Here is a 25,622-nt window from a genome sequence, read left to right as displayed (position 1 = left end):
AGGTTCAATTAGACGGTCTGCACGCTCATTTTGGCGAAAACTCGACAAATGCCTGCAGCACGTGCTCCATCTGCGCGCGGCTGACATCCATATGCGTGACCATGCGCAGCCGCGGCGCAACGCTCAGCTTGATCCCGCGCTCGGCGGCAAAGGCCTTCAGGGCATCGGCCCGGTCACCGATCTGCACGTAGACCATATTAGTCTGCACCGGCTCCACGCTGTACCCCGCCTCGCGCAGCGCATCCCCCAGCCACAGGGCATTGGCGTGGTCATCGGCCAGGCGCTGTACCTGGTGATCCAGGGCATACAACCCCGCCGCCGCCAGGGAACCGGCCTGGCGCATACCGCCACCGACCATCTTGCGCAGGCGCCGGGCCTTGGCGATCAGCGCCGTGGAGCCGCACAGCACCGAGCCGATCGGCGCGCCAAGGCCTTTGGACAGGCACACCGACACCGAGTCAAAGTGCTGGGCAATCGCGCGCGCATCCACTCCCAGCTTGACCGCTGCGTTGTAGAGCCGCGCGCCGTCCAAGTGCAGGGCCAAGCCATGTTCACGGGTGAACGCGCGGGCGTTCGCCAGGTACTCCAGCGGCAACACCTTGCCTTGCATGGTGTTTTCCAACGCCAGCAGGCGGGTGCGGGCGAAGTGGAAATCGTCCGGCTTGATCGCAGCCAGCACCTGGTCCAGGTCCAGTGAGCCGTCCGCCTGCACGTCCAAGGGCTGGGGCTGGATCGAACCGAGCACCGCCGCCCCGCCCCCTTCGTATTTGTAGGTGTGCGCTTGTTGGCCGACGATGTATTCCTCGCCGCGCTCACAATGCGCCATCAACGCCAGCAGGTTGCTCATGGTGCCGGTGGGCACGAACAACGCCGCGGCAAACCCCAGGCGCTTGGCCAGCTCGGCTTCCAGGCGGTTGACGCTGGGGTCTTCGCCGTAGACGTCATCACCGCTGGCGGCAGTGGCCATCGCATCGAGCATGCCAGGGGTGGGTTGGGTCACGGTGTCGCTGCGCAGGTCAATCACGGACATGAATCAAGCCTCTGACGATTTGAATAAGTGCCTTATAAGCATGATTACTGCGGGCAAAGCCTCGGAATATCAAGCCCCCGCTGCATTGAATCGAATACCAACCAAACAAACCGATATAGCTTATCGATACGGCGGTCGTGCAGTTTTCGAAAAACCGTGTTAAAAACTCTCCGCCGCCAGGGTTCTGGCGGCAACGTTCTCAGGGCGGGGTGCAATTCCCCACCGGCGGTAATTGCACGCAATGTGCATAGCCCGCGAGCGCTTGGCGCCTCGAACTGCTCACGCGGTACGGCGACAAGGTCAGCAGACCCGGTGTGATCCCGGGGCCGACGGTCATAGTCCGGATGAAGAGAGAACGGGATTGGCACCTAAGGGCCGCGCACCCCGTGTGCTTGCGTACCCTTAAATCCCATTCGATTCATAACGCCCTGTTTTTTTCTTAAACAGGAGTCAGAACATGCAACCCACCGCTATCGACAGCAAAAGCAAAAACCATCACGGCGAGCGCGTCGCGTTTATCCAGGCCTGCTGGCACAAGGATATTGTCGACCAATCGCGTAAAGGCTTCCTCGCCGAAATGATCGCCCAGGGCTACCAGGAATCGGACATCGATTTCTTCGAAGTCGGCGGCGCCTTTGAAATGCCCCTGCACGCCAAGCTGCTGGCCAAGACCGGCCGTTACGCCGGCATCGTTGCCGCCGCGCTGGTGGTTGACGGCGGTATCTACCGCCACGAATTCGTCGCCCAATCGGTGGTCAGCGGCCTGATGCAGGTGCAGCTGGAAACCGAAGTGCCAGTGTTCTCGGTGTCGCTGACCCCGCACCACTTCCACGCCGGCAGCGAGCACACCACGTTCTTCTACGAGCACTTCGTGCACAAGGGCCAGGAAGCTGCGCGTACCTGCGCCGACACCCTGCACAAAGTGCGGGCGATCCGTCGCAGCGAGCCGCGCGCGCTAGCCGTCTAAGCAACACAGCAAAACAAAATGTGGGAGGGGGCTTGCTCCCTCCCACATTTGGATCCGGTTAAGACTTGAGATCTAGGCCAGGCCGGCATCCGTCGTCGGCACAATCAATATCCCCGCCCGCAAACCATTCTTCACCTTCGGGTTAGGGAAGATGATGCGTGCACCCTCCTCCTCGATTACCCAGCGCGTCTTGGCCACATCTTCGGCCAGCAGATAACCCTTTTCCAACTCCGAAAAGTTTTCCACGTCAGCCGGCAAATGCAGCAGGAACGCATCACTGTGCTTGATGACTTCGCGCGACACGGCGAACAGTTTCAACCCGTCCAGGCTGTCAGTCTCAGGTTCGGTGCCTTCGATGATCTGCTTGAGGCGCAACTCCAGGCGGGAAACATTCACGCCCTGGTTCTGCCCAAACGGCCGCGCCTTGCCCAATTCCAGGGTGAAAGCCTCGGCCTCCAACTGTTCATAGGTAAACGCGGTGAAGGTGATCGAGGTCTTGTTCTGCAGCAGCACCGCTTGCATGCCTGCAGCGTTCAGGCGCGCCAGTTGGTGACGTGAATGCTGGCGACCTTCTTTCCACGGGTACAAGGCGAACTGCTCGATCTTCGAGCCACGAATGGCCGTGTGCAGGTCGTAATGCAGGCGCGAACGGCCCGGCAGGCTGAAGAAACTGCGAGCCAGTTGCTCCAGCTCGGCGGCGCGCATGGCTTCGGGGCCGATGTTTTTTTCATGCCGACCGTTGAACAGCCGGTTGACGTCCAGCTCGAGGTAACGCTCGCCGCGGCGCATGGCCTCGGTGTTGCCGAACAGGAAGAGGACACGAGAGCGGGGTTTGATCTCCCCACGGGCGATGCCATGCAACAGGCGGTCGAGCAGTTCGATCGGCGCGGTTTCATTGCCATGGATGCCGGACGACAGCAGCAGGTCGCTGCCGTTGTCACGGGCCTCAGGTGGGCGCACTTCAAGCGCGCCCTCACTGAGCCAGCGCATCTGCACGCCGTCGACAGTCAGTTGAATTTTTTGCGCCGGTTCGCGACCGGCGAGGGTCAGTTCAAGCAGTTTGCCGAGGGCGAGCATAAGCAGCTTCCTTAGTGGTTGCAGCCAGGACCGTGGACGTGGTCGTCGTCATCGCCTTCAACGTCGGCCGGTTCCATTTCCAGTTGCAGGCTCATCAGGTTGGTGGCCAGCGGGCGCATCAACAGGTTGGCGTACTCGGCGTCGCCTTCTTCCACGTCAACACCGATCAGCAGTTGGCCACGGCCGTCGTGCTGGATCCAGATCTCCTTGCCCTGCCACACCACGGCGACGCGGGTGCAGGAGGTTTCCAGCTGGGTGCCGTCGGTGTCTTCAAGGATCAGTTTCAGGGTGTCGGTGGTCATAGAGTAGCTCTCAGCATAGGGCGTAAAAGAAGGTGGCGTTAATTGATCTGGAACGGATAAACCGAGCCCAGTTTAAGGATTTGCGTCAGTTCATCCAGTGCCGTCCGGCACTCAAGCAGCAATTGCGGGTCAGCCAGGTCGGTTTCACGCAGGCTGTCGCGGTAGTGCTTGTCGACCCATTGGGTCAGCGTGTCGTACAGCGGCGCCGTCATGATAACGCCTGGATTCACCGCCGCCAGTTCCGTTTCGTTCAAGGCGACACGCAAGCGCAGGCATGCAGGGCCTCCGCCGTTCTGCATGCTTTGCTTGAGGTCGAACACCTTCACTTCGCGGATCAACCCACCGGACGCGGTCAGGCCTTGCAGGTACTGCCAGACGCGTTCATTGGCGCGGCACTCTTCCGGCACGATCAGCAGCATCGAGCCATCGGCGCGGCTCAGCAGTTGGCTGTTGAACAGGTAGGAACGCACCGCGTCCTCGACACTGACCTGGGCGCGGGGCACGCACACCGACTGAAAGTTGCCGCCCAGCTTGCCCAGCTTGCCGTGCAGTTCGCCGAGCATCTGCTCGGTATTGAGGAACGCATCCTCGTGATAGAACAGCACTTCACCGTTGCCCACCGCGATCACATCATTGTGGAACACGCCGGCATCGATCACCGCCGGGTTCTGCTGGGCGTAGACCACGCCGTCGTCCTGCAAGCCGTGCAAGCGCGCGACCGCCTGGGACGCTTCGAGCGTCTGGCGCGCCGGGTACTTCTGGGGTGCCGGGTAACGGGTGTCAAAGGCGCTGCGCCCGTACACAAAAAACTCCACGCCCGCCTCGCCATAATCGCGGCAGAAGCGTGTGTGGTTGGCCGCGCCCTCGTCACCGAACTGCGCCACCGCCGGCAACGCGGCGTGGTGGGCGAAGTGCTTCTGGTCGGCAAACATCGCCCCCAGCACGCGGCTGGTGGTCGGGTGTTCAATGCTGCGGTGGTACTTGCAGTTGAGGTTGGCGGCGGTGAAATGCACGCGGCCGTCAGCAGTGTCGGCACTCGGGCTGACGGTGGCGGCATTGGCCACCCACATGCTCGACGCCGAGCAGCTCGCGACCAGCAGCGGCATGGCGTGCTTGGCCGCCTGCTGGATGACTTGGGCGTCGGTGCCGCTGAAACCGAGGTTGCGCAAGGCGGCCACATCCGGACGCTCCTGGGGGGCCAACACACCTTGCACAAAGCCCATGTCCATCAGGGCTTTCATTTTCTGCAGGCCCTGCAACGCCGCTTCCTTCGGGTTGGAAGACTGCTGGCTGTTGCTCTGGGACGCGACGTTGCCGTAGGACAAACCGCCGTAGTTATGGGTCGGCCCCACTAGACCGTCAAAATTGACTTCATAGGATTTCATCGGCGAGGCTCCACGAACATCTGTATTTTTATAGGCATCAATAACAAAGCTTCTGTGGCGAGGGAGCTTGCTCCCGCTGGGCTGCGCAGCGGCCCCAAAATCTTAGGGCCGCTTCGTGCCCCAGCGGGAGCAAGCTCCCTCGCCACAGGGTTTCATTGCACCCCTAAGACAAGCGCACGCCGGGGGTCAGCGTTGCCGGGACCACCAGGCTCGGGGTCTCCAACGAGGCCACCGGGTATGCGCAATAGTCCGCCGCGTAATAGGCACTGGCGCGATGGTTGCCCGACGCCCCTACCCCACCGAACGGCGCGGTACTGGCGGCGCCGGTCAGTTGTTTGTTCCAGTTGACGATACCGGCGCGGCTTTCCAGCCAGAACTGCTGGTAGCGCGCTTCGGAATCCGACAACAAGCCCGCGGCCAGGCCGTACTGGGTGTTGTTGGCCTCGGCAATCGCCGCTGCAAAATCCGCGTAGCGGATCACCTGCAACAGCGGGCCGAACAATTCTTCGTCTTCGCGCGCAGTCACGCCGGTCACATCGATGATGCCTGGCGTCAGCAGCGCAGCCTGATCCTGTGGCTGGGTCATTTCCAGCAGCGCCACGGCGCCGTTGGCCAACATCAGTTCCTGGGCATCCATCAACGCCTTGGCAGCCGCCAGGGAAATCACCGACCCCATGAACGGCGCCGGTTGCTGGTCGAACGCACCGACTGCAATCGTCGCGCTGACTGCCACCAGGCGCGCCAGCAACGCATCGCCCCAGGCGCCTTCCGGCACCAGCAGGCGACGGGCACAGGTGCAACGTTGGCCGGCGGAGATAAACGCCGACTGAATAATGGTGTAGACCGCCGCATCCACGTCGGCCACTTCGTCGACCACCAGCGGGTTGTTGCCGCCCATTTCCAGGGCCAGGATCTTGTCCGGGCGCCCGGAGAATTGCTGGTGCAGGTGGTTACCGGTACGGCTCGAACCGGTAAAGAACAGCCCGTCGATGCCGGGGTTGGCCGCCAGGGCGATGCCGGTTTCCCGCGCGCCTTGCAGCAGGTTCAGCACACCCGCCGGCAGGCCGGCTTCGATCCAGCATTGCACGGTCAGCTCGGCGACTTTAGGGGTCAGCTCGCTCGGCTTGAACAGCACGGTATTACCCGCCAGCAAGGCCGGGACGATATGCCCGTTCGGCAAGTGACCCGGGAAGTTGTAAGGCCCGAACACCGCCACCACACCGTGTGGCTTGTGGCGCAGTACAGCGGTGGCATCGCCCAGGGGGCCGCTCTTCTCGCCGGTACGCTCGCGGTAGCTCTGCACCGAGATCGCGATCTTGTTGGCCATGCTGGTGACTTCGGTGGCCGACTCCCAGAGCGGCTTGCCGGTTTCTTCGCCGATGCAACGGGCGATCTCATCGGCGCGGTTTTTCAGCGTGGCCGCGAAGGTCTCGAGCACACTGATACGCTCTTCCAGCGGGCGCCGGGCCCAGGCCGGGAATGCTTGGCGCGCGGCCTGCACGGCGGATTCAACCTGCTCGGCAGTCGCACCATTGCCGGCCCACAGCACGTGCTGGGTCACCGGGTTGCGCGACTCAAACAGTTCACCCTGGCCAGCCAGCCAGCTACCTGCGATATACAGCGAATTCATTGTTTCGACTCCCGAGCAGCGGACAACGGTACGGCGCGCACTTGATCACCCACCACCAGTTGCAGGCGCTTGGCGGTCAGCGGATCGACCACCAGCGTGCCTGCCGCCAGGCGGGCCGGTGCGGCGGTAATGCGGCAATCCTCGCGCTTGCGGTTATGGATCAGGAACGGCGTGGCGTCGTCCCCCGGCGTGCCGATGGCCAGTACCAGCGACTGGCTGTCGCGCACGGCGCGGATCTTGGTGGTTTCACACTCCACCGCGGGGCCGGCGTCGAAGATGTCGACGTAGCCCTGGTAGCTGAACCCTTCGCTCTTGAGCATGCTCAGCGCCGGTTCGGTGTCCGGGTGGACCTTGCCGATCACGTTGCGCGCATCCTCGGACAGGAAGCAGCTGTACAACGGAAACTTCGGCATCAGCTCGGCGATAAACGCTTTGTTGCCCACGCCGGTGAGGTAGTCGGCCTGGCTGAATTCCATCTTGAAAAAGTGCCGACCCAGGCTTTCCCAGAACGGCGAGCGCCCGGCGTCGTTGGACACGCCACGCATCTCGGCAATGATCTTGCTGCCGAACAACTGCGGGAACTCAGCGATAAATAGCAGGCGCGCCTTGGCCAGCATGCGGCCGTTGAGGCCGGTGCGGTAATCGGCGTGCAGGAACAACGAGCACAGCTCGGAATTGCCGGTGAGGTCGTTGGCCAGGAACAGCGTCGGAATCTCGCGATAAATGTTCAGCTCCTGGGAGGCGCTGACGGTCAGGCCGACCCGGAAGTTGTACCAGGGCTCACGCAAGCCAACGGCGCCGGCGATGGCAGAAATGCCCACCACGCGGCCTTCGTCATTTTCCAGCACGAACAGGTAGTCGGCATCGCCGCGCCCGGCGTCGCCGCGAAAGGTTTTCTCGGCCCAGCCCACGCGATGGGTCAGGCGCTCTTCGTTGGCCGGCAAGGTGGTGAGGCCGGTGCCGGTGCTGCGCGCCAGATCAATCAGGGCCGGTAAATCGCTGCTGCGTACGGGACGAACGATCATGCTATCTCCTCGAACGGGCCGCTGTTGTCAGCCACCCGCGAAACTCTCTTTTTAAACCGCTACCAGGCGCACGCTCGCGCCTTCGCCAACACCCAGGGCTTCGGCCGCTGCGAGGTCCAACGTCACCGGTTTACCCGGCGCGTAATCCAGCTCCAGCATCACCGCGCGGTAATCCTGCAACTGCGCGTTGCTCACCAGGTACTGGCGGCCGACACCCTTGACCATCTCACCGATCTTCACCGGCACCACGCGGCTCTGGGCGATGGAGCGAATGCCCGACACCCGCGCATGCAGCGTTGGGCCACCGTCAAAGATGTCGATGTAATGGTCGGTCTCGAAGCCTTCGCGCATCAGGATGTCGAAGGTGATCTGCGCACGCGGGTGCACCTGGCCCATGGCTTCCTGGGCTTCGTCCGGCAGCAGTGGCACGTAGATCGGGTAGTGCGGCATCAGCTCGGCGAGGAACGTACGGCTTTTCAGTCCGCACAGGCGCTCGGCGGCGGCGTAGTTGAGGTCGAAGAAGTTGCGACCGATGGCGTCCCAGAACGGCGAATCACCGTTCTCGTCGCTGTAGCCGACGATCTCGGTCACCACCGAGTCGGCAAAGCGCTCGGGGTGGCTGGCGACGAACAGCAGGCGGCCACGGGAGTTGAGTTCCGACCACGGCGAACCGACCAGCGCAGGCTTCACGTAGAAACTGGTGAGCAGGCTGTTGCCGGTCAGGTCGTGGCACTGGGAAAGCACGTGGATCTTGTTGTGGATCTTCAGCTCGCGGGAGGCGTGCACGAAGGTTTCGTTACGGAAGCTGTAGAACGGCTCCGAGTAACCGGCCGAGGCGACGATGGCCGAGCAGCCGGCGAGCTTGCCGGTCTCGGTGTCTTCGAGCACAAAGAAGTAGCTCTCTTCACCGTTGAAACTCACCTCGGCCGCGAAGGAGGCTTCGCTGGCGGCGATTTTATCGCTCAGGCGCTCCACATCGTCCGGCAAGGAGGTGACACCAATCGGGCTGTCCGCAGCCAGACGCTGTACCTCGCCCAGATCAGCCATTTGCGCGGGGCGCATCACCAGCATGGTGTCACTCCTTAACTCGAAAAACTCACAGGGAAAAATGCCGGACAGGTCCTGATTCAACACAGGTCCAAATGTGGGAGCCGGCTTTTGTGGCGAGGGAGCTTGCTCCCGCTGGGCTGCGTAACGGCCCCAAAGATATTGGGAGCGCTTCGCACTCCAGCGGGAGCAAGCTCCCTCGCCACAAAAAGCAGCTCCCACATTTGACTCGGTCCGGCCTACAGAATTTTGCTCGACGCCTGATCGCCAGGCGCCGAACGGTCCATCAGGCTTGTGTCAACGACTTCACGGCACGCTCAAAACGGTCCAGGCCTTCGTTGATGTCCGCCTCTTCCACCACCAGGCTTGGGGCAAAACGCACCACGTCCGGGCCGGCTTGCAGGATCATCAGGTTTTCTTTCTCTGCCGCGTTGAACACGTCCTTGGCCTTGCCTTTGAAGGCATCGCTCAGCACGCAACCGATCAGCAGGCCCATGCCACGGACTTCGGTGAAAATGCCGTATTGCTTGCCGATCTGCTCCAGGCGCGCCTTGAACAGGTCGTGCTTGGCGTTGACGCCGGCCAGCACCTCGGGGGTGTTGATCACGTCGATCACCGCCTCGGCGACCGCGCACGCCAGCGGGTTGCCGCCGTAGGTGGTGCCGTGGGTGCCGACCACCAGGTGCTTGGCCAGCGCCTCAGTGGTGAGCATCGCCGCAATCGGGAAACCGCCGCCCAGGCTCTTGGCGCTGCTGAGGATGTCCGGCACCACGCCGTAATGCTGGTAGGCGAACAGGTGGCCGCTGCGGCCCATGCCCGTTTGCACTTCGTCGAACACCAACAGTGCGTTGTTCGCGTCGCACAGCTCACGCGCGCCTTGCAGGTAGGCCAATTCGGCCGGCAGTACGCCGCCTTCGCCCTGGATCGGCTCCAGCACCACGGCGCAGGTCTTGTCCGACACGGCGGCTTTCAGCGCGTCGAGGTCGTTATAAGGGACGTGGGTGATACCCGTGATTTTAGGCCCGAAACCGTCGGAGTACTTCGACTGGCCACCGACGTTGACGGTGAACAGGGTACGGCCGTGGAAGCTGTTCAGCGCGGCAATGATCTCGTACTTCTCAGTGCCGAAACGGTCGAACGCCACGCGACGGGCCAGCTTGAAGGCGGCCTCGTTGGCTTCGGCGCCGGAGTTGCAGAAGAACACGCGCTCGGCAAAGGTGGCGTCGATCAGCTTATGCGCCAGGCGCAAGGCCGGCTCATTGGTGAACACGTTCGACACGTGCCACAGCTTGTTGGCCTGTTCGGTCAGCGCACCGACCAGCGCCGGGTGGGCGTGACCCAATACGTTGACCGCGATGCCGCCGGCAAAGTCGATCAGCTCTCGACCCGCCTGGTCCCATACGCGCGAACCTGCGCCACGCACGGGGATGAAGGCGGCAGGTGCGTAGTTGGGAACCATCACCTGGTCGAAATCGGCACGTTGCACCGGGGCTTGCTCAACGGACATCGGAGTCTCCTGAAGAGGAACGCCTGCCTGGAACTGGCGGGCGATGCAGGGATTGTAAGGACAGTTTTCAGAGCGGCCTTGCCGCCAAGCGACAACTTCTTATAGCGCCAACCCCCGTTTTACGCGGGTTTACGCCAATGCGACAAATAGCGTCGCAATGGCGCAGTTTAAACGTTCCACGCCGTCTTAGGCAGCGGGAATGCCGGCAGGTTATTTATCTACCGCCGAGTGCCGGCGCCGGATTGCTTTGCTGACAGCCTTCTTGATCATGCAAAGGACCGCGCTCGTGACCCCATCCTCCATCACCCTCCACACCCCGCCCTTGAACGCCTACACCGACGTGCATGAGGAAACCCTCAAACAGTCGATACCCGCCTGGGTCATCAACGCCTCGCCAGCCAAGCGTGCGGCCCTCAGCCGTGGGCAAGCCGCCATTGCCGACTGGTACAAAACCGCAACCCCCAGGGAACATGACACCCTCAAAGCCCTCGTCGGCGCGGCCTGGGTCGCGCAAAACCAGGTGGACCAGGCGATGAACAACCTGCTGTCACCCGCCGACTTCGGCGCCCCCCTGCTGCAACAGTTACTCAAGCAGCGCTTCGGCATGGACCTCGATGTACGGGCTACCTACCTGCGGTTTTACGTGCCCCAGACTGTCCCGTGGTTTCCTATCCGCACCGGCGCAGCCCGGACCTGGACCGTCTCCCTGCTGGACGCCGCCTTGCATAACTTCGAAGCGGGTGAAGCCTTTGAAGCCCAGTCGGGCTTCATCACGCAGCCGCGCCACGATGGCCAGTTCGAGCCTTTGCCCACGCTTGACGCGCGCATCAGCGTGGCCCAGTTCACCGCCCTGTGCCGCGAACTCGATATAGGCGGTCGGTACCAGCACTACCTGAATCAATTCTTCGATGCCCGGAACGCGGTGGCCGTGACCCGACTGCGACTCAAGCTCGACACCACCCACAAAGCGGACCTGGCCGTTGCCCTGCAAATAGCCTGGATGAAAAAAGACCTGCTCGACGACCAGTCCTTTGTGCTGTTGCAACGCCTGCTCAGCCCACAAAGTGGCGGTAAACCCGGCGCGCCCCTGCAGTGTTACGACCTGAGCATCATGTCGAGCACACTGACCGGCATCGTGCTGTTTTCGCAGAGCCTGGGCAGCCGTCACGACGTTCCGATGATCGCCTACATCCCGGACGACCTCTACGCGCCGCTCAAACAATACCCCTCCCCCGCCGCCTTCATGAAGGCTTTGGGAAACAACTTGCGCACCGTCGAGTATCAACAGTTTTTCAGCCGTTTCATCCACCACGACGAGCGCGGGGAGTTTTTCGCCGACCTCAATCACCGACTGTCCCGCGTCACCTGGCACCCACACACACGGGGCGACCCGCTGCCGACGTGGCGCGACACGCCTATCGACAACCCTCATCTGACATTCGGTGGCCATGTCATCCAAGGCGACCTATTCCAACACCTGTACCTGCAAAAGCTCAACAAGGTGTACCGGGACGCGAAAGCCCTCGCCGTGTCCACCGCCAGCGTCGATCAGAAGGTGCGCTGGGAGCGCTGGAGCGTCTTTCAGAAAATTGCTTCGACGCTGCTGCAAATCGCCGCCTTTATTGCTGCGCCCTTTATTCCGCCGATTGGCCTGGTGATGCTCGGCTATACCGCCTACCAGATGCTCGATGAAGCCTTCGAGTGGATTATCGACTGGGCCGAAGGCGAGGTCAGCGAAGCCTTCAGGCATTTGCTGTCGTTCGTCGAACAAGGGATACAACTGGGGCTGTTCATTGCAGGTGCGCCTTTGGCCACTGGCGCCTTGCGCAAGCTGCTACCGCCCGAGGCCTGGGCGTTTTTCGAGCGTCTAAAGCCCGTGATATTGCCAGATGGCCAGGCGCGCCTGTGGAAACCCGACCTCTCACCCTATGCCCACGACCTCACGCTGGCCAAGCACTCCTACCCCAACGTGCAGGGCCTGCACCCCTATAACGGCATAAAGGTACTGCCCCATGCCAAGGGCATGCTGGTGGTACAAAGCGACCCGATCACCGAGCAGCCTTACCTGCAACATCCGTCCCGGCCCAACGCGTACCGCCCGCCCTTGACCACCAACGGCAAGGGTGCCTGGCTGACCGAGTTGGACCGCCCCCTGAGTTGGGACAGCCAGACCCTTATGCAACGCCTGGGCCCGCACACCCAGGGTTTGACCCACGAACAATTGGCCAATGTACGCCGCATCAGCGCCACCGAAGAAGGCGCGCTACGCAAGATGTACGCCACCGGCCATCCCCCGCCCGCGCTACTGCTCGACACCCTGGAACGTTTCAAGATCGACCAGGGCTTGCAGGACTTCATACGGCAAATGAGCAGCGATGACCCGCAGGTCTATGGGCGTGCCGACATCCAGACACAACTGCAACTACTCACTAACCTGAACCAGTGGCCCAAGACCGCGACCCTGCGTGTTGTCGATGCCCAAGGTCAACGCCTGTGGGAGTTTGCCGGGGATAAACAGGCCCGCGTCATCCTGATCCAAGAAGCCCAACTGCAAAACGGGGACCTGTTGCACACCCTGCTCGACGCCCTTGATGAGCCGCAGCAAAAGGCACTGCTGGGCGAATACTTCGGTGACCCGACCCTGTCCACGCGAGCGCGCGCCGCCAACCTGCGTAAAAAGCTGGCCGGCCTGGCCCGATCGCACCGCACGGAACTCTTCGAGTCACGCTACCTGCTCCTTGACCGCCCTGCGGACGCGCGACAAAAAGTGCTGGTCGACGCCACCCCCGGACTGCCTGCCAGCGCCGCCGAGGCCATACTGCACAGCGCAAACAGCGAGGAACTGCAACAACTCGACCAAGGCACGCTGGCGCCACGCCTGGCGGAACTGGCCAAAACGCTGCAGGAACAAGCCCATCTCAATCACACCTACGAAGGCCTGTTCCTCGACGCCGTCGACGACCTCGACACCCACCGGCTGGCCCTGCATTCCCTCGAAAGACTGCCGGGGTGGACAGGCACCGTGCGCCTGGAGATCCGCCGACCGGCACCGGCCTCTACGCTCATCGACGCGATTGGCAAGCCGGCAGCGCCCACCCTTAGAACCCTGATTCGCGACCCTGATGGGCGTTACACCCCACACGACAGCGAAGGCCCGCTGTTTGGGCAGACGGATCTGTACACCGCCATGCTCCAGGCCCTTCCCGACAGTGAACGCGATGCCCTGAGCCTGCGAATCGGTCAAGCCCCCCAACTCAAGCAGGCACTGGCTGCCCACGCACTGGAGCGTGCACCGCTAAAAAAACTGATCATCGCCCACCCCGCGCCACCACCCCGCGACACCCGCACTCATCTGCGCCTGCTGGGCATGGACGGCTATCGTGCGGCGCCCGGGGAGCCGAGTGCCGGCCCGAGCCACCGGCCTTCCCTGGAAGAACAGGCACAACAGCTCTTCCCTGCGCGCACCGCCGAACAAATCAGCCAACTGATTCACAACTTGCAAACCCACCCCGGTGGGGCTCAACCGCGACTCACTGCTCTGAAGCAGGAATATCAACAGCTGGGCCGAGACCTGGACACCTGGGTGGTCAACACCCCCCGGCTATACCCAGGCACACAGGTGCGCATCAGCCGTTCGGAGTACGGGAACAACAAACAAAATCGACACCTTTGGGCACAGGAGCTCAGACGCTGCTGGCGCCAGGAAACCGAAGTCGACCCGTATTTCGACGTGCCCGAGCGAAACGGCCAGGTACTCACGCTGCTCCACCCCGTCTCCGGCGAACTACCGTCGCTACGGGTGCGCTTCGATCACGTTTCCAAACTGGAGATCACCGGCCGTGGCGAGGCATTGGATGTCGATACGTTTCTACAGCTGTTCCCCAGGCTTCGTCATCTGAGCCTGAGGAAGATCCGACTCCACAACCTCCCCGGGACAATCGGTACATTGGGCCATCTAAATGCGCTGATCCTCAGCGAATGCAACATCACCCTGACGCCCCTCAGCCACATCACCTTGGCCACCTTCCGCCGGCTCCGGGCCCTGGACCTGTACAACAACCCCTTGGGCCTTATTCCCAACATCGAAAACCTGCCTGAGCTACGCGACCTGGACCTGTCCTCCACAGGCATCACGGCGCTACCCCCTGGCCTTCTGAACCGCCCTCAACTGGAACTGGCCGTGCTATCCGACAACCAGATCAGTGAACTGCCGGCGGCTTTTTTCGAGCTGCCCGGCGATACCCGCAAGGAGTTCGACCTCTCCAACAATCCACTTTCCCGGCAGACCCTGGAGCACGTCAAAGCCTACTTCCTGAGGACCGGCCGCCACTGGGACATCGATGCGCCCAGCGAGGAGGTCGAGCAGGTCAATACACTGTTCCCGACCTTCAGCACAGACGAGGTCAACCGGCTGATTTTCGGCTTACCCGGAAACCTGGAAACCGGCCGAGTCGAACTGGCCCGCCTGCATCAGCAATACCAAGGCTTGAATAGCGACCTGAACCGCTGGGTCAGCAGTGCGGCATCCCCCGAGGAACAAACCCGGCGCCTGGCCTTCCAGCACTCGCTCCAGGCGTGCTGGCGACGGGAAACCCCGCTGGACAACGACAGCCCTCAAGCCATTCCTACCTACACGCTTGAGCATCTACAGCCGATTGAAGGTAAGTTCCCGCCGCTGGACAGCGTATTCAGCCACGTATCCGCGCTGCGGCTGCAAGGCGAAGACGGTCCGTTCCCTTTGCACTCAGCCCCGTTTTTAAGGGGTTTCCCGACACTCAATCACTTGTCGATTGGGCATTACACAATGGGCGATATTCCTGGCCCGCTGCTCGAACTGCCGCAGCTCACGTCTTTAAGCCTGCGCTACTGCGCACTCACCTTGTCTGCCGACAGCGCAGCCTCACTCGTCACCCTGGACGCCCTGGATTTACTCGACCTCAGCCACAACGCACTGGAATGGGTGCCGGAATTCGGCCGCTTACCACGGCTGTCCCGCCTCAACCTTGAACATACCGGCCTCACTCAAATTCCCGACAGCTTGCTGACACCGGTAGCGCGCACGCAGATCAACTTGAGCGGTAACCGGATCACCCAGATTCCCGACGCGGTATTCAAGCTACGCCCCGAGGTGACCGGCGCCTTCGACCTGTCCCGTAACCCGCTGACAAACCAGGCACTGGCGCAGGTCAAACGCTATTGCCAACGAACCGGCGAACACCTGAAAGCCGACCCTCCTACCGCACTGAGCGAGCGGATCAAGGCCCTGTATCCCACGTTTACCGACAACGAAGCCAATCGCTTTTTCTTTGAATTACCCGGCGACCTGGAAGCCGCGGCGCCGGCGATTGAAGGCCTTGAGCGCGAATTCCACCAACTGATGACCGACCTGCAGCAATGGGCCCTGGATATCCCCACACGACACCCCATCCTCGACGTTCCGCTGGACGCTGGGATGCGGGCTCAGGAGCAATTCAACCGCCTGGCCTTCAAGGCACTGCTGGAAGAGGCGTGGCGCAGCGAGACCGAACTGGACGAAACCAACGGCGCCATCACCCACAGAATAGTGTTCGAGAGTCCATTGCTGGGGGCGTTGCCGGAACTGTCCGCACGCTTCGACCATGTTTCGCTGCTGGAACTGGGAGGCGAAGGCGGCACCACAAACGTCGACGGGCTCCTACAGCGCTTCCTGCAACTCGACACCCTGATCCTGTCCAAACTCCGCTTGGGCGCTGTTCCCCAGCGGGTATTCGATATGCACAAGCTGACCAGCCTGACCCTGGCGGAGTCCAACCTTCGACTGACGGCTGCCAGCGCCGATGCACTGTCAGGCATGAGCACCCTCAGGTACCTTGATTTGAGCGAAAACCCGCTGGGTATCACGCCGGACGTCAGTCAGCTCAACCAACTGGAATCGCTGTACCTGCAGGACACCCAGATCAGCGAGATCCCCCGCGGCCTGTTTGAATTGCGCGAACTGGGCGTGCTGGACTTGAGCGACAACCTGATCACCGAGATACCGGCAGACATCATCGACCTGGCGCCACGGCTCAACGGCGCATCCGACCTGAGCGGTAACCCGCTGTCGGTGCAAAGCCTGGAGCATCTGCGCCAGTGCTATTTACTCACCGGTAACGACTTCGGCATCAGAGAGGCCACCCAGGATGCCGCCGGCAACCCGTTGGTGCGACCGGACGCCACTGAACCGATGGAGGAATAATCAGCCGCGCTCGGAGGGTACCGACGACAACTCGAATGGGCTGCTGCTGCGTCGCTGATTGCGGTCTTCGCGAGGGGTGGCGCCGAAGAAGTTGCGGTAGGCGCTGGAGAAGTGCGGGCCCGAGGAGAAACCGCACGACAGGCCGATCTGGATGATCGACTTGCTGGTTTGCATGAGCATCTGGCGCGCTTTGTTCAGGCGCAATTCCAGGTAGTACTGGCTGGGGACACGGTTGAGGTACTGCTTGAAGATGCGCTCGAGTTGTCGTCGCGACACGCACACGTGCTGGGCGATTTCGTCGGTGGTCAGCGGCTCCTCGATATTGGCTTCCATCAGCAACACCGCCTGGGTCAGCTTCGGATGGCTGGAGCCCAAGCGGTTTTGCAGAGGGATACGCTGGCGCTCGCCGCCTTCGCGGATGCGCTCCACCACCAACTCTTCGGACACCGCACCGGCCAATTCGGCGCCGTGGTCACGGGCGAGTACCGCCAACAGCAGGTCGAGTACCGACATGCCACCGCAGGCGGTCAGGCGGTCGCGGTCCCAGTCGAACAGATGGCTGGTGGCGATGACCTTGGGGAAGCGTTCGGCGAAATCGTCCTGCCAGCGCCAGTGCACGGCGGCGCGGTAGCCGTCGAGCAAACCGAGTTGGGCCAGCGGGTAGACACCGGCCGACAGGCCGCCGATCACGCACCCGGCGCGCACCAGTTGCTTGAGCGCAGTGCTCAGTTGTGACGCGATCACTGTCGGCGGTTCGTCCGCCAGCAGGAACAGTTTCTGGAAGCCCTCAAGCTTGCCGGCCCACGGCACGCCCGGCAGTTGCCAGTCGCCTTCGGCGGGCGGTTCGGCCTGCAGGAACGAGAGTTCATACACCACATCCGGATGCACCCGCTGAGCAACGCGCAAGGCCTCCTCAGCCAGCGCAAGCGTCAGTGCTTTTGTGCTGGGCCAAATCAGGAAACCAATTTTGTGGGCGGTCATGGAGTGCTATCCGAAGCCTGTAACAGTAATGAAGACAAGGGCCAATGCTAGCCCGTAAACCAACACAAATCTCAAAAACAATGAAGATCAATGTGGGAGGGGGCTTGCCCCCTCCCACACAGAGCCAACCCCACAAGCAGGAATTATTTCAAGCTGCCGGACAGGAACTGCTGCAACCGCTCGGACTGCGGGTTCACCAGTACTTCACGCGGGTTGCCACGCTCTTCGACGATGCCTTTGTGCAAAAACACCAACTGGTTCGACACTTCACGGGCAAAGCCCATTTCGTGGGTCACCACCACCATGGTGCGGCCTTCCTGGGCCAGGTCCTGCATCACCTTGAGCACTTCGCCGACCAGCTCCGGGTCGAGGGCCGAGGTGGGTTCGTCGAACAGCATCACCTCCGGCTCCATCGCCAGGGCACGGGCAATCGCCACGCGCTGCTGCTCGCCGCCGGACATGTGGCCGGGGAACGCATCCTTACGATGGCCCACGCCGACTTTGGCCAGGTAGTGCTCGGCCTTTTCACGCGCGTCTTTCTTCGACATGCCCAGCACGTGCACCGGTGCTTCCATCACGTTTTCAAGCGCGGTCATGTGCGACCACAGGTTGAAATGCTGGAACACCATGGACAGGCGCGAACGCATGCGTTGCAGTTGCTTGGGGTCGGCGGCCTTCATGGCGCCGTCCTTGTTGGCCACCAGTTTCAGCTCTTCATTGTTGAGCAGGATCTTGCCGGCGTGGGGTTGCTCCAGCAGGTTGATGCAGCGCAAAAAGGTACTTTTGCCCGAACCACTGGAACCGATGATGCTGATCACATCACCGGCCGCGGCGGCCAGGGACACACCTTTGAGCACTTCATGACTGCCATAGCGTTTATGCAGGTCTTGGACTTCAAGTTTGTACATGCGGTCGGTTCTCACAAAAACAGGTGGTCAGTCGTTGAGCAAGCGCCCGTGACGCAGCGCTTCGCGCCCCGCCACCTTGGCCAGCCAGAAACCCGCTTGGGCATAACGTAGCCGTTCAACGGCAAACAACACCCCCGAGGTGCCCGCGCAAATCGTGCTGACGCGGTCTTCCAGGGGGTCAATCACTTCAAAAATCGGCTCGCCTTTTTCGACCACATCACCGGCTTTACGCAGGTAACTGATCACCCCGGCGTGGGGCGCGAACAGCAGTTCGGTGCCTTCAAACGGCAGGCCTTCACAGGGCTCGAACTGTGGCGCGGGCCATTCCCCCTTGATCAAGCCCTGCTCGGCGAGAAACGCGAGGATGCCTTCGGCGTGGAAGATCGCTTCATCGCGTCCGGTGTCGGCTTGGCCGCCCAGTTCCAGCGTCGTCGCCAGGCAGGCCAGCGGGATCTGCGCCCCAGGGAACGCCTGGGATAAACGCAGCCATGGCAGCGAACAGGCCTCATCGAACGAACTGCCGCCGGAGTCTTCCGCCAACAGGCCGACTCTCACATTCAAGTACGCCGACAGCGAGCGCCACTGCGGCCAGTGCTGCGGCAGCGCGTACATGTGCAGCGCGGCTTCGGCGTCGCAATGCAGGTCGAGCACCACATCGGCGGTGCACGCGTGGCGGAGCAGGATGCGCTGCATGCCCTGCAACTGGCTGCTCGGCTCTGGCAATGCGCTGAGCACATCGTTCATGGCCTGGCGGATCATGCGCACGTTGGCATGAGGATCATCGCCCAACTTGCCCTTGAGCAGCTCAGTGACCGGCTCGCTCAACTCAACAAAATCGCGGTTGAAGTTCTTGCCGCTGCCCACTTCGAAACGACCCTGGTGGCTGCCTTGCAGCAACTGGCCAAGGCCCATCGGATTGGCCACCGGCACCAGCTCGATCACGCCGTTGAGGGCGCCTTGCTGTTCCAGTTCGGTGAGACGCTTTTTCAGCTCCCAGGCGGCGCGCATGCCGGGCAATTCATCGGCGTGCAAGCTGGCCTGGATATAGGCCTTGCGCTCGCCCTTGCCGAAACGGAACACGCTCAGTTGGCGCTCGCAGCCCAGGTGGCCCCAGGGCAACAGGTGATCGATACGTTCCATATCAGTGCTTCCGTGGAGCCAGGTAGCTCAGCCAGCGGCGCTCGGCCAACTTGAACAGGCGCACCAGGATGAAGGTCAGGCACAGGTAGAACACACCGGCGGTGATATAGGCTTCGAACGGCAGGTAGAACTGCGCGTTCACCGTGCGTGCGGCACCGGTGATGTCGATCAGGGTGACGATGGACGCCAGGCTGGTGGTCTGCAGCATCATGATCACTTCGTTGCTGTACTGCGGCAGCGCACGGCGCAGGGCCGACGGCAGCAAAATGCGGCGGTACAGCTTGTAGCGCGACATGCCCATGGCCTTGGCCGCTTCGATCTCGCCGTTCGGCGTGGCCTTGAGGCTGCCGGCAATGATCTCGGCGGTGTAGGCGCTGGTGTTGATCGCAAAGGCCAGGCACGCGCAGAAGGTCGCGCTGGACAGCAGCGGCCACAGGACGCTTTCGCGCACCGCTTCGAATTGGGCCAGGCCGTAGTAGATCAAAAACAGCTGCACCAGCATCGGCGTGCCGCGAATCACATAGGTGTAGAGCCAGGCCGCACCGTTGACGATCGGCTGCTTGGACACGCGCATCAAGCCCAGGGGCAAGGCAGCGAGCAGGCCGAAGAACAGCGAGATGGCGAGCAGTTTCAGGGTGGTCAGCAGGCCGCCAAGGTACAGCGGCATGGCCTCCCAGATGACGTTGTAGTCGAAGATCATAGATCAGCCGCCCTTACGCCTACCGAGTAGCGCTTCTCAAGAGAACGCAGGGCCAACAACGACACGCTGGTGATCACCAGGTACATCGCCGCCACTGCGAGGAAGAAGGTAAAAGGCTCGCGGGTGGCATCTGCCGCCTGCTTGGCCTTGAACATCATGTCTTGCAGGCCCACCACCGAAATCAGCGCAGTAGCCTTGGTGAGAACCAGCCAGTTGTTGGTAAACCCAGGGATCGCCAGCCGGATCATCTGCGGCACCATCACCCGGAAAAACACCTGGAAGCTGCTCATGCCATACGCAAGGCCGGCTTCGGCCTGGCCCTTGGGAATAGCCATGAAGGCGCCGCGGAAGGTTTCCGACAGGTAGGCGCCGAAGATGAAACCCAGGGTGCCGATACCGGCGGCCAAGGGGTTCAAGTCGATATAGTCGTCGTAGCCGAGCATCGGCGCGACGCGGTTGAGCAGGTCCTGACCGCCGTAGAAAATCAGCAGGATCAGCACCAGGTCCGGGATCCCGCGGATCACCGTGGAGTACAAGTCACCCAGCCAGGCCAACCAGCGCACCGGCGACAGGCGTAACGCGACCCCGATCAGACCCAGAACAATGGCCAAGGCCATGGACGACAAGGCGAGCTGAAGCGTCAACCATGCGCCATCGAGGATGACGGCCCCGTAGCCTTTCAACATGATTCAGGTCCTCGAAAAGGGGGATGAAAAAATGGCGCAAACCGCAGGAATTCTGTTGCTTGCGCCATTTTGGACAGACCGTTGCGACGATTTACTTAGGGTCAGCGCCGTAAATATCGAAGTCGAAGTACTTGTCCTGGATTTTCTTGTACTCACCATTGGCACGGATCGCGGCAATGGCTGCGTTGATGCGGTCCAGGTTTTCCTTGTCGCCTTTACGTACAGCGATGCCGATGCCGTCGCCGAAGTACTTGGGGTCGGTGAACTGTGGGCCCACGAACGCGTAACCTTTACCGGCTGGGGTTTTCAGGAAGCCGTCTTGCAGCAGGGTAGCGTCAGCCACGGTGCCGTCGAGGCGACCGGCTTCCACGTCCAGGTAGATTTCGTTCTGCGAGCTGTAAGGCACAACCGTGGCGCCTTTAGGGGCCAGGACTTCCTTGGCGAAACGATCGTGGATCGAACCGCGTTGCACGCCGATTTTCTTGCCCTTCAATTCATCCAGGCTGTCGCTGACGGTGGTGCCTTCCTTCATCACCAGTTGCGCCGGGCTCAGGTAATAGCGGTTGGTGAAGTCCACGGACTTCTTACGGTCTTCGGTGATGGACATGGACGACAGGATCGCATCGATCTTGCGCACTTTCAGCGCTGGGATCAGGCCGTCGAACTCTTGTTCGACCCAGGTGCACTTCACGTCCATCTGCTTGCACAGGGCGTTGCCGATGTCGTAGTCAAAACCGACGATGCTGCCATCGGGCGCTTTGGAAGCAAACGGAGGGTAAGCCGCTTCGATACCTATTTTCAGAGGCTTGCCTTCAGCGAAAGCCTGCATGGACAGCACGGACAGCGCCAGGGCGCCCAACAGCACGAGTTTCTTCATCTTGGGACTCCATCGGTATAGGGCAAAACAGCAGTATGAGCCATGGCCCACGATGCGACGTAAGGGAAACCGAATTGCGCTGCTGCGTCCTACACCAGTTACACACCGGAGACGACGAGCGAGTGATCGGCATTCTAACGACAGGCCGGAAGCCGATATTTCCTCAATGCGACAACAATTTACAGAAGCACCGAGAAAGCGGTTCCAACTCATTGACAGCCTCTGGATTTTATGCAGAGACAAAAGACATTAAACCTGTAGACGCTGCAAATTGCGGGCCTATTATTCGCAAACCCTTCTAGCACGGCAAGTGTGGCGTTTAATCTTATTTCTGGGGGTGTCTGGAACGCGGTTTTTCGGGGCATGGGCGTAGCACATTGCCTCATGTCTGGGCGCGAGGTTACACATTCAGGGCTGGCGGTAACATTCAGAAACGCCCTACACGAAAAACCGATATTTATTTGACTGGCGCAGATCCCATGTGGGAGGGGGCTTGCCCCCGATAGCGGTGGACCAGCGCCAAATATGGCCACTGACACACTGCCATCGGAGGCAAGCCCCCTCCCACATTTGATCTCCATTGGTTTCAAGATCCCACAAAAAAGCCCCACCCGACTCACGCCGGATGGGGCTTGGTCCCACTAACCCGCGTTACGCGACGTTCATGGTCTTGTGCGTCTCAATCAAATGCGCCACCACGCCCGGATCCGCCAGGGTGGAGATATCCCCCAACCCGTCATACTCGGCCGTGGCAATCTTGCGCAGAATCCGCCGCATGATTTTCCCCGAGCGCGTCTTCGGCAAGCCCGGCGCCCATTGGATCACGTCCGGCGAAGCAATCGGCCCGATCTCCTTGCGCACCCAGTTTTTCAACTCCAGGCGCAGCGCTTCGTTCGGCTCTTCGCCATTTTTGAGCGTGACATACACATAGATGCCCTGCCCTTTGATGTCGTGCGGCACACCGACGACGGCCGCTTCGGCAACTTTCGGGTGCGCAACCATCGCGCTTTCAATCTCGGCGGTGCCCATGCGGTGGCCGGACACGTTCAACACGTCGTCCACACGCCCGGTGATCCAGTAGTAACCGTCCTCGTCACGCCGCGCACCGTCACCGGTGAAGTACATGCCACGGAACGTCTTGAAGTAGGTGTCGACGAAGCGGTCATGGTCGCCAAACAGCGTACGCGCCTGGCCTGGCCACGAATCGAGGATCACCAGGTTACCTTCGGCGGCGCCTTCGATCAGGTTGCCGAGGTTGTCCACCAGCGCCGGCACCACGCCGAAGAACGGGCGTGCCGCCGAACCCGGTTTGAGCGCATGCGCGCCCGGCAATGGGCTCATCATGTTGCCGCCGGTTTCGGTCTGCCACCAGGTGTCGACGATCGGGCAACGGGATTGGCCGACGTTCTTGTAGTACCAGTCCCACGCCTCTGGGTTAATCGGCTCCCCCACCGAACCGAGCAAACGCAGGCTGCTGCCATCGGCGCCTTCAACAGCGGCGGTGCCGGAAGCCATCATCGCGCGGATCGCGGTCGGGGCGGTGTAGAGAATATTGACCTTGTGCTTGTCGACGATCTTCGCCACCCGCGTGATATCCGGGTAGTTCGGCACGCCTTCGAACAGCAAGGTGGTCGCGCCATTGGCCAGCGGGCCGTAGACAATATAAGTATGGCCAGTGACCCAGCCGACGTCGGCGGTGCACCAGTAGATTTCGCCTGGGCGGTAGTCGAACACACGTTCATGGGTCAGGGCCGCATACAACAGGTAGCCGCCGGTGGTGTGCTGCACGCCCTTAGGCTTGCCGGTGGAGCCGGAGGTATAGAGGATGAACAGCGCTTCTTCGGCGCCCATCTCTTTGGGCGCACACACGGTGCCCGCCACTTTCATCAGGTCTTCGTACCAGATGTCGCGATGCTGGTTCCACTTGATCTGGCCATTGGTGCGCTTGCACACGATGACCTTCTGGATACTGCTGGTTTCCGGGTTGGTCAGGGCGTCGTCGACGTTGGCCTTCAGTGGGATTTTCTTACCGGCGCGGATGCCTTCGTCTGCAGTGATCACCACCTTCGACTTACAGTCGATGATGCGACCGGCCAAGGCCTCCGGCGAGAAACCGCCAAACACCACCGAGTGAATCGCACCGATGCGGGTACAGGCCAGCATGGCGACCACGGCTTCGGGGATCATCGGCATATAGATCGTCACCACGTCGCCGCGGTGCACATCCTGGCCACGCAGGGCGTTGGCGAACTTGCAGACTTCTTCATGCAGCTCGCGGTAGGTGATGGTGCGGCTCTCGGCAGGGTCATCGCCCTCCCAGATGATCGCCGCCTGGTCGCCACGCTCGGCGAGGTGGCGGTCCAGGCAGTTGTAGGAAACGTTCAAGGTGCCATCGGCAAACCACTTGATGTCGACATGGTGATCGTCGAAAGAAGTCTGCTTCACCGTGGTGAAAGGCTTGATCCAGTCGAGGCGCTTGGCTTGCTCGCGCCAGAAGCCATCGGGGTTGACCACCGACTGCTGGTACATGGCCTTGTAGGTTGCCTCGTCGGTCAGCGTATTGGCTGCTACTTCGGGGCGAACGGGGTACAGGGAAGCCGCACTCATCTTTCTTACCTCGGTGACATAGTTGTTGTTGTATGGCCCTGTTGTAGCCGGGGCTGGCCTATAGAACCATTCGACGATGGTAGTAACAAGCCCCTACAAATTGCCCTGATATCCCCTCCTGCACCTCTAGCCCGCGGGCCGTGGCGCTTCGCGGCTTTGTGAAAAAAGCTTTACCACAGGATTGTTACAAAAACCGCCAACAGTGTTTATCAAAAGCACGGGTATATGAATATAACCTGAGGGCCTAAAATCACTTCCGCCAACACGGCACTTTAGTTAAATACAGCAGTGATTAACAACGCAACAGCCCCCACGAAGGCAACGTTAATCCGAACTTCCCAACTCTTAAGTTACACACGTGACCTCACAAGGGTCCCGTGCCCCCTTTCGCCCTGAAGAAGGTAAATAGAGAAATGAAAGCTTTAGTAGTTATGGCCCTCAGCAGCCTGTGCGCCACCGCCGCCCTGGCCGACGAAGCCCCGACTGACGTAGCTGGCCGCAACACCCCGGTCGTTGAGGACTACACTTACAGCACCCATCTGGACGTAGCAAAAGTACTGTCCATGAGCAACATTCCAGAAGTGTGCGAAGTTGTACCGGTAAAGATGGAATACGAAGACTCACAAGGTCAGCGTCATATTCTTAATTACCATGTGATGGGCAATGGTTGCTCTAACGGGTAATAACTTGGTTATTTAGATTCAACTCGGATCTTGGTCGCCGCAAGAAATCGATCTTGCGGCCAAGAACCGCCCCCAAGCCCGACACCGCCCAAATGTGGGAGGGGGCTTGCCCCAATAGCAATAGCCGCCACACCCACCCTATAAAGCCTGACTCACCACTCCTCTCCCCGCCCTACAAAAAACATCCCACCGCCCGTCAAAAAAATCCAACCGCAGCAAAGCCTTATAAACCCGCACTCTGGCCGAAAAACACGCCATTCGGGCCCGTCTCCGTGACCATCCGCCTCAACACAAACCGGTTTTTTTCCCCTACAATGCGCGGGTAAATCGGGCCTGCAATATCCCTTTACACAGGGATGAAGAGCCAGACCTGAGGCCTCCGCTGGAGCAAGCACCTACCGCTCCGCCCCTCAAGCCTCACGCAGAGCACCCGTTACCCTATTGCGTTTAATGCCTGCGCTAGCTGCTGCAACAAACGATTCCTTAAGATCCACCGCGGCCCTGGGGCCGTGTGAACACCCAACCATCCGGTTTCACACGGGCACCTTGAGCCCTCACGCAGGAGACGACACGTCATGCTGAGCTGGGACGAATTCGACAAAGAAGAAGACGGCGAAGTAGCCACCAAAGGCGCCAACGCCGGCCACGCCACCGAAGCCAACATGGACCGCCTCGACGGTGCCGGCGCTGCCGCCGCCATCGAAGCCCGCGCCGTCACCGCCAGTGACTCCGCCGCCATCGTGCGCGCCAAGGCCGCCCTCGACAAACTCGACGTCGCCGAAGGCCTCGCCGAACTCGAAGGCTCCGCCGCCCGCGTCGCCGTCGACGAAAAGCGCATGATCAACTGCCGCGC

The 25,622-nt window shown here is 61.2% G+C and carries 18 protein-coding genes, 1 pseudogene and 1 riboswitch; of the genes and pseudogenes, 4 read left to right on the top strand and 15 right to left on the bottom strand.

Going from position 1 to position 25,622, the window contains the following annotated elements; genetic code table 11:
- Window positions 1-25 precede the first annotated feature (25 nt).
- Window positions 26-1,030 (bottom strand): low-specificity L-threonine aldolase, encoded by a 1,005-nt coding sequence (gene ltaE, locus BM403_RS24660; RefSeq protein ID WP_093545475.1) that lies wholly within the window; start codon window positions 1,028-1,030, stop codon window positions 26-28.
- Between the two features lie 191 nt (window positions 1,031-1,221).
- Window positions 1,222-1,391, top strand: a riboswitch (FMN riboswitch).
- A gap of 96 nt (window positions 1,392-1,487) precedes the next feature.
- Between ltaE and BM403_RS24655 the strand changes: the two genes are divergently transcribed.
- Window positions 1,488-1,997 carry a 6,7-dimethyl-8-ribityllumazine synthase gene (locus BM403_RS24655; RefSeq protein ID WP_015885470.1) on the top strand — a complete coding sequence of 170 codons (510 nt, stop codon included), beginning with the start codon at window positions 1,488-1,490 and terminating at the stop codon, window positions 1,995-1,997.
- 72 nt (window positions 1,998-2,069) lie between these two features.
- Here BM403_RS24655 and astE read toward each other — a convergent pair whose 3' ends face one another.
- From astE to BM403_RS24620, 7 genes are all read right to left on the bottom strand, one after another.
- Complete coding sequence (gene astE, locus BM403_RS24650; RefSeq protein ID WP_046035641.1) at window positions 2,070-3,074, bottom strand: succinylglutamate desuccinylase; 1,005 nt, start codon at window positions 3,072-3,074, stop codon at window positions 2,070-2,072.
- Between the two features lie 11 nt (window positions 3,075-3,085).
- Window positions 3,086-3,376 (bottom strand): hypothetical protein, encoded by a 291-nt coding sequence (locus BM403_RS24645; protein WP_003214319.1) that lies wholly within the window; start codon window positions 3,374-3,376, stop codon window positions 3,086-3,088.
- Window positions 3,377-3,414: 38 nt separating this feature from the next.
- A complete protein-coding gene (gene astB, locus BM403_RS24640) occupies window positions 3,415-4,761 on the bottom strand; it encodes an N-succinylarginine dihydrolase (RefSeq protein WP_046035640.1) in 1,347 nt (448 codons plus the stop codon).
- A gap of 163 nt (window positions 4,762-4,924) precedes the next feature.
- The gene (gene astD, locus BM403_RS24635; RefSeq protein ID WP_046035639.1) at window positions 4,925-6,391 is read right to left on the bottom strand and encodes a succinylglutamate-semialdehyde dehydrogenase; all 1,467 of its coding nucleotides are present in this window, start codon (window positions 6,389-6,391) and stop codon (window positions 4,925-4,927) included.
- A complete protein-coding gene (gene astA, locus BM403_RS24630; RefSeq protein WP_015885474.1) occupies window positions 6,388-7,416 on the bottom strand; it encodes an arginine N-succinyltransferase in 1,029 nt (342 codons plus the stop codon). The genes astD and astA overlap by 4 nt, the downstream gene beginning before the upstream one ends.
- A 51-nt stretch (window positions 7,417-7,467) precedes the next feature.
- Window positions 7,468-8,487, bottom strand: coding sequence for an arginine/ornithine succinyltransferase subunit alpha (gene aruF / locus BM403_RS24625; RefSeq protein WP_015885475.1), 1,020 nt, complete (start codon window positions 8,485-8,487; stop codon window positions 7,468-7,470).
- A 262-nt stretch (window positions 8,488-8,749) separates the two neighbouring features.
- Complete coding sequence (locus BM403_RS24620; RefSeq protein ID WP_093545472.1) at window positions 8,750-9,970, bottom strand: aspartate aminotransferase family protein; 1,221 nt, start codon at window positions 9,968-9,970, stop codon at window positions 8,750-8,752.
- A 286-nt stretch (window positions 9,971-10,256) separates the two neighbouring features.
- Here BM403_RS24620 and BM403_RS24615 point away from each other — a divergent pair, with 286 nt between their 5' ends.
- The gene (locus BM403_RS24615; protein WP_256577207.1) at window positions 10,257-16,187 is read left to right on the top strand and encodes a leucine-rich repeat domain-containing protein; all 5,931 of its coding nucleotides are present in this window, start codon (window positions 10,257-10,259) and stop codon (window positions 16,185-16,187) included.
- Here the strand turns inward: BM403_RS24615 and BM403_RS24610 are convergent, their stop codons facing one another.
- From BM403_RS24610 to acs, 7 genes are all read right to left on the bottom strand, one after another.
- Complete coding sequence (locus tag BM403_RS24610) at window positions 16,188-17,168, bottom strand: GlxA family transcriptional regulator (RefSeq protein ID WP_015885478.1); 981 nt, start codon at window positions 17,166-17,168, stop codon at window positions 16,188-16,190.
- A gap of 143 nt (window positions 17,169-17,311) precedes the next feature.
- Window positions 17,312-18,076 carry an ABC transporter ATP-binding protein gene (locus BM403_RS24605; RefSeq protein ID WP_003214336.1) on the bottom strand — a complete coding sequence of 255 codons (765 nt, stop codon included), beginning with the start codon at window positions 18,074-18,076 and terminating at the stop codon, window positions 17,312-17,314.
- Between the two features lie 27 nt (window positions 18,077-18,103).
- Window positions 18,104-19,216 carry a succinylglutamate desuccinylase/aspartoacylase family protein gene (locus BM403_RS24600; protein ID WP_093545466.1) on the bottom strand — a complete coding sequence of 371 codons (1,113 nt, stop codon included), beginning with the start codon at window positions 19,214-19,216 and terminating at the stop codon, window positions 18,104-18,106.
- A gap of 1 nt (window position 19,217) precedes the next feature.
- The gene (locus BM403_RS24595; protein WP_015885480.1) at window positions 19,218-19,916 is read right to left on the bottom strand and encodes an ABC transporter permease; all 699 of its coding nucleotides are present in this window, start codon (window positions 19,914-19,916) and stop codon (window positions 19,218-19,220) included.
- Window positions 19,913-20,602: an ABC transporter permease gene (locus tag BM403_RS24590; RefSeq protein WP_015885481.1), complete on the bottom strand. Its 690-nt coding sequence runs from the start codon at window positions 20,600-20,602 to the stop codon at window positions 19,913-19,915. Before BM403_RS24590 ends, BM403_RS24595 begins: the two co-directional genes overlap by 4 nt.
- 91 nt (window positions 20,603-20,693) lie before the next feature.
- Entirely contained in the window at window positions 20,694-21,479 is a 786-nt protein-coding gene (locus BM403_RS24585; RefSeq protein ID WP_015885482.1) for an ABC transporter substrate-binding protein, read from the bottom strand.
- Window positions 21,480-22,130: 651 nt separating this feature from the next.
- Window positions 22,131-24,086: an acetate--CoA ligase gene (gene acs, locus BM403_RS24580; RefSeq protein ID WP_015885483.1), complete on the bottom strand. Its 1,956-nt coding sequence runs from the start codon at window positions 24,084-24,086 to the stop codon at window positions 22,131-22,133.
- 413 nt (window positions 24,087-24,499) lie between these two features.
- On the opposite strand from acs, the gene BM403_RS24575 reads away from it, so the two are divergent.
- Together BM403_RS24575 and BM403_RS24570 are read left to right on the top strand one after the other, a co-directional pair.
- Complete coding sequence (locus BM403_RS24575) at window positions 24,500-24,769, top strand: DUF2790 domain-containing protein (protein WP_093545463.1); 270 nt, start codon at window positions 24,500-24,502, stop codon at window positions 24,767-24,769.
- A 575-nt stretch (window positions 24,770-25,344) separates the two neighbouring features.
- Window positions 25,345-25,622, top strand: a pseudogene (locus tag BM403_RS24570) (ribonucleotide-diphosphate reductase subunit beta); the annotation flags it as partial.

This window comes from Pseudomonas sp. OV546 (genome assembly GCF_900116845.1).
GTDB classification, from domain to species: domain Bacteria; phylum Pseudomonadota; class Gammaproteobacteria; order Pseudomonadales; family Pseudomonadaceae; genus Aquipseudomonas; species Aquipseudomonas petroselini.
This window is presented reverse-complemented; position numbering and strand designations above follow the sequence as displayed.